The 4086-nt window shown below is 67.7% G+C and carries 6 protein-coding genes; 2 read left to right on the forward strand and 4 right to left on the reverse strand.

Going from position 1 to position 4086, the window contains the following annotated elements; genetic code table 11:
* Both RT567_RS14270 and RT567_RS14275 read left to right on the forward strand, forming a co-directional pair.
* Positions 1 to 576 (forward strand): DUF2155 domain-containing protein (locus tag RT567_RS14270; protein ID WP_313576936.1); only part of this gene is annotated, 576 nt, incomplete at its 5' end.
* Positions 577 to 587: 11 nt separating this feature from the next.
* On the forward strand, positions 588 to 911 hold the full coding sequence (locus tag RT567_RS14275; protein WP_313576937.1) for an EF-hand domain-containing protein: 324 nt from the start codon (positions 588 to 590) through the stop codon (positions 909 to 911).
* On the opposite strand, the gene lepB is transcribed toward RT567_RS14275, so the two are convergent.
* The 4 genes from lepB to RT567_RS14295 form a co-directional block, all read right to left on the reverse strand.
* A complete protein-coding gene (gene lepB / locus RT567_RS14280; protein WP_409516180.1) occupies positions 908 to 1723 on the reverse strand; it encodes a signal peptidase I in 816 nt (271 codons plus the stop codon). The genes RT567_RS14275 and lepB overlap by 4 nt on opposite strands.
* Positions 1701 to 2426, reverse strand: a complete 726-nt coding sequence (gene aat / locus RT567_RS14285; RefSeq protein ID WP_313576938.1) for a leucyl/phenylalanyl-tRNA--protein transferase — start codon at positions 2424 to 2426, stop codon at positions 1701 to 1703. Before aat ends, lepB begins: the two co-directional genes overlap by 23 nt.
* Positions 2427 to 2433: 7 nt before the next feature.
* Positions 2434 to 3786 (reverse strand): acetyl-CoA carboxylase biotin carboxylase subunit, encoded by a 1353-nt coding sequence (accC, locus tag RT567_RS14290; RefSeq protein ID WP_313576939.1) that lies wholly within the window; start codon positions 3784 to 3786, stop codon positions 2434 to 2436.
* Positions 3787 to 3791: 5 nt separating this feature from the next.
* Positions 3792 to 4086: biotin/lipoyl-containing protein (locus tag RT567_RS14295; protein WP_312123090.1), on the reverse strand; the 295-nt coding region annotated here is incomplete at its 5' end.

The following is a 4086-nucleotide window of genomic DNA, read 5'->3' on the forward strand; positions in this document are numbered from 1 at the left end:
GGCGATCTGCTGCGCGATACCGGCCGCACGCCGCTGCAACCGACCCAGCCGCAGACACAGCCCGCCAACGGCGGCCAGGCTCCGGCGGCCAATCCTGCGACGAACCCGACGGCGCCCGCACAGCCCGGCGTCCCGATCGTCGCGGTTCAGGGACAGGAAGTCGCCGTTCAGGAGGAAGTGCCTGAAGACCTAACCGCCGAAGAGGAAGAGGCCGCACCCGCGCCCGCCGCTCCGACCACGCCGCCGGGCGTGCGTCAGCGCCGCCGCATCGCCGTCATCCAGGCGGTGGACAAGACCACGGCCGAGACCATGCGTTTCGAGGTCGAGGTGGGCGGTCGCCCGGTGCGGTTCGGCAAGACCCTGCTGTTCAAGGCCCGCGCCTGCGAAGTCTCGGCTTCCGACGAAATGACCGAGGACGCCATCGCCTATATGGAGGTCGGCGTTCAGCCGCGCGGTCTGGCCGTGCCGACCGAGGCGCGCCAGGTCTTCAAGGGCTGGATGTTCGCCTCGTCGCCCAGCGTCAGCGGGCTGCAACACCCGATCTACGACGCCTGGGTGGTCGGCTGTAAGGGCTAGAGGGCGCACGAATGACGCATCGGAAATCTCCCAAGAAGACCGAAACCGTCGAAATTCGACTGTCGCACGCCGCCAAGACCGCCTTCATGGCGCGATGCCGGGCCGAGGGCATGACGGCCAGCGAGGCGATCCGACGTTTTATTGATGCGGATCGGACTGATGTCCGCGCTGCGCCGTGGCGCCAGATATGGATCGCAGCGGTCGCCGGGCTGGCGTTGGGTGCGATTGCGGCGCCGTCGCTGGCTCAGAGCCTGTCGCCGTCGCGCGCCGCATTCGATCGCCTGGACCGTGACCGGAACGGCGTCGTCACCTTTGAAGAGTTTCGCGCTCGCTAGCGGATAGGTTTCAAGAACCGGTCGGTCTGAAGGTTCAGCCACGTCCTGGGTCTGGTCAGGCCGGCGCCCGGTTTCCATGACGCAAGCACGATCTCTGCTCGGCCGATGACGTTCTCGGCCGGCAGCAGGCCGACGCCGACCTCGGCGGGCCACCGGCTGTCCAGCGAGTTGTCGCGATTATCGCCCATCACGAAATACCGGCCCGCCGGCACGCGATAGATGTCGGTGTCGTCGCCGGGCTGAGACGGACCGCCGTCGTAGGTGACATGATCTCGGCCGTCGCCCAGCGTTTCGCGCACGGCCAGCACCTGTCGCTCGGGCGCGTCGTGATCCTGGGTCAGACCCAGGGGCGTGCGTTTGACGGGGCGGCCGTTGATGAAAACCTGACCGCTTCGAACCTGAACCGTGTCGCCTGGCAGGCCCACGACGCGCTTGACCCAGGCGACTGACGGGTCGCTGGGCCGACGAAAGACGACCACATCGCCCCTGGCGGGCGAGCGCGCCAGAAACCGTCCCGGCTTTACGGGCGGGTTGAACGGCAGCGACGCCGTGCTCCAGCCGTAGCGGTACTTCGACACGACGATGTAGTCGCCGGTGACCAGGCCCGGCTCCATCGACGAGGAGGGGATGGTGAACGGTTGGAACAGCACGGTCCTGACGACGAGGACGAGCAGCAGGGCGCAAGACAGGGTTCGAGCGATATCGACGGCTTCACGGCGCCAGGCGGGCGGTGCGGCGACAGGGGCGGGGGCGTTGGCGTCATGGGTCATGACGCCATGGCGCGCCGGGTCAGTCGGGAAGACCAGCCTCATCGTGTCCCGACAGTTGGAAAACCTGTCCGGACACGGCCGCCGCCACGGCTTCGACGCCTGTCAGCGGGACGAACAGCGCGGCGGGGTCCGGTACGATTTTCAGGGCCGGCGCCAGCATTCGCAGATAGGTCGCCTGCGGCGTCTCGACGGCGCCGAACTGGCTGAGGTGGTCCGTCAGGAATTGTGCGTCCAGCAACCGCCAGCCGCCCTTTCTCAGTCGTGCGACCAGATGGACCAGGGCGACCTTGGAGGCGTCCGTGGCGCGGCTGAACATGCTCTCGCCGAAGAAGGCGCCGCCCAGCGTCACGCCGTACAGACCGCCGACCAGCGTCTCGTCTCGCCAGCATTCGACGCTATGGGCGAAGCCGCGTTGATGTAGTTCGACGTAGAGGCGGCGGATCGGGGCGTTGATCCAGGTGTCCTCGCGTCCCGGCGCGGGCGCGGCGCAGGTGTCCAGCACGGCGGCGAAGGCCGTGTTCACCCGCACCTGAAACGGCTCGCTTCGCACGGTGCGGCGCAGGCGCGAGGGAATATGGAAGCGATCCAGCGGTATGACGCCCCGCTGGTCCGGCTCGACCAGGAAGACGCGCGGATCATCGTGCGCCTCGGCCATGGGGAAGACCCCCCGTGCGTAGCAGGCGAGCAGCGCTTCCGGTCCGAAGACGTCGGAAGGGCCGCTCGCGCTGAAGCCCGGCTCGTCCAAAGGGCGCTTAGGCCTTGGCCTTGCGCGCCGCCGCCCACTTCTCCAGCCAGTGGATGTCGTAGTCGCCCGACAGGATGTCCGGCTCCTGCAACAGCTTCTGGAACAGGGGGATGGTGGTGTCGACGCCGCTGATGACCGTCTCGCCCAGCGAACGCTTCAGGCGGGCCAGCGCTTCCTCGCGGTCGCGGCCGTGGACGATCAGCTTGCCGATCAGGCTGTCGTAATAGGGCGGGATCGAATAGCCGGCGTAGATGGCGCTATCCAGACGCACGCCCAGGCCGCCCGGGGCGTGGAACTCGGTGATCGTGCCCGGCGACGGGGTGAAGGTCTCCGAGTTCTCGGCGTTGATCCGCACCTCGATGGCGTGGCCTTCGAAGTGGATGTCCTCCTGCTTGAAGGACAGCGGCAGGCCCGCAGCGATGCGGATCTGTTCACGCACCAGATCGACGCCCGTGATCATCTCGGTGACCGGGTGTTCGACCTGCAGGCGGGTGTTCATCTCGATGAAGAAGAACTCGCCGTCCTCCCACAGGAACTCGATGGTCCCGGCGCCCAGATAGCCGATGGCGGCGATGGCCTTGTTGACCGTCTCGCCGATCTTGGCGCGGCCCTCGGCCGACAGGGCGGGCGAGGGGGCCTCTTCCAGCACCTTCTGGTGGCGGCGTTGCAGCGAGCAGTCGCGTTCGCCCAGGTGGACGACGTTGCCGTGGCTGTCGGCGATGACCTGGATCTCGATGTGGCGCGGCTTCTGGAGGTAGCGCTCCATATAGACGGCGCCGTTGCCGAAGGCGGCCAGGGCCTCGGTCTGGGCCGTCTGCACGGCCTCGACCAGGTCGTCGGCCGTCATCGCAACCTTCATGCCGCGACCGCCGCCGCCGGCGGCCGCCTTGACGATCAGGGGGAAGCCGATGGTCTTGGACGCCTCGATGGCCTGTTCGACCGTCTCGACTTCGCCGTCAGAGCCGGGGACGACGGGGATGCCCGCATCCTTGACCGTCTGCTTGGCGGTGATCTTGTCGCCCATCACCCGGATATGCTCGGGCTTGGGACCGATGAAGGCCAGGCCGTGAGCCTCGACGATTTCGGCGAAGCGGGCGTTCTCAGACAGGAAGCCGTAGCCGGGGTGGATCGCCTGTGCGCCGGTGATTTCCGCCGCCGCGATGATCGAGGGGATGTTCAGATAGGACTTGGCCGCCGGCGCGGGGCCGATGCAAACGCTCTCGTCGGCCAAGCGCACCCACATGGCGCCGCGGTCGGCTTCCGAGTGCACGGCGACGGTGGAGATGCCCATCTCCTTGCACGCGCGGTGGATGCGAAGCGCGATCTCGCCGCGGTTGGCGATCAAAACCTTGGTGAACATGGGGCTCAGGCTTCCAGAACGACCAGGGCTTCGCCGAACTCGACCGGCTGGGCGTCGCCCACCAGGATTTCAGCCACGACGCCGTCGCGCGGCGACTGGATCGGGTTCATGGTCTTCATGGCTTCGACGATGACCAGGGTCTGACCCTTCTTCACCTTGTCGCCGACCTTGATGAAGGGATCGGCGCCCGGCGCGGGCTGCAGATAGGCGGTGCCGACCATCGGCGACTTCACCTCTTCGCCGGCGCGGGCGACGATGGTGGCCGGGTCCGACGGCATGGAGAGCGGCGCGGCGGCGGCC

It is taken from the genome of Brevundimonas sp., assembly GCF_032107865.1.
In the GTDB taxonomy this organism is placed as follows: domain Bacteria; phylum Pseudomonadota; class Alphaproteobacteria; order Caulobacterales; family Caulobacteraceae; genus Brevundimonas.

What these genes read in the sequence shown, in the direction of transcription:
- accC (WP_313576939.1), bottom strand. Translation starts at nt 3,786, where the DNA reads ATGTTCACCAAGGTTTTGATCGCCAACCGCGGCGAGATCGCGCTTCGC.
- RT567_RS14275 (WP_313576937.1), top strand. Translation starts at nt 588, where the DNA reads ATGACGCATCGGAAATCTCCCAAGAAGACCGAAACCGTCGAAATTCGA.
- lepB (WP_409516180.1), bottom strand. Translation starts at nt 1,723, where the DNA reads ATGAGGCTGGTCTTCCCGACTGACCCGGCGCGCCATGGCGTCATGACC.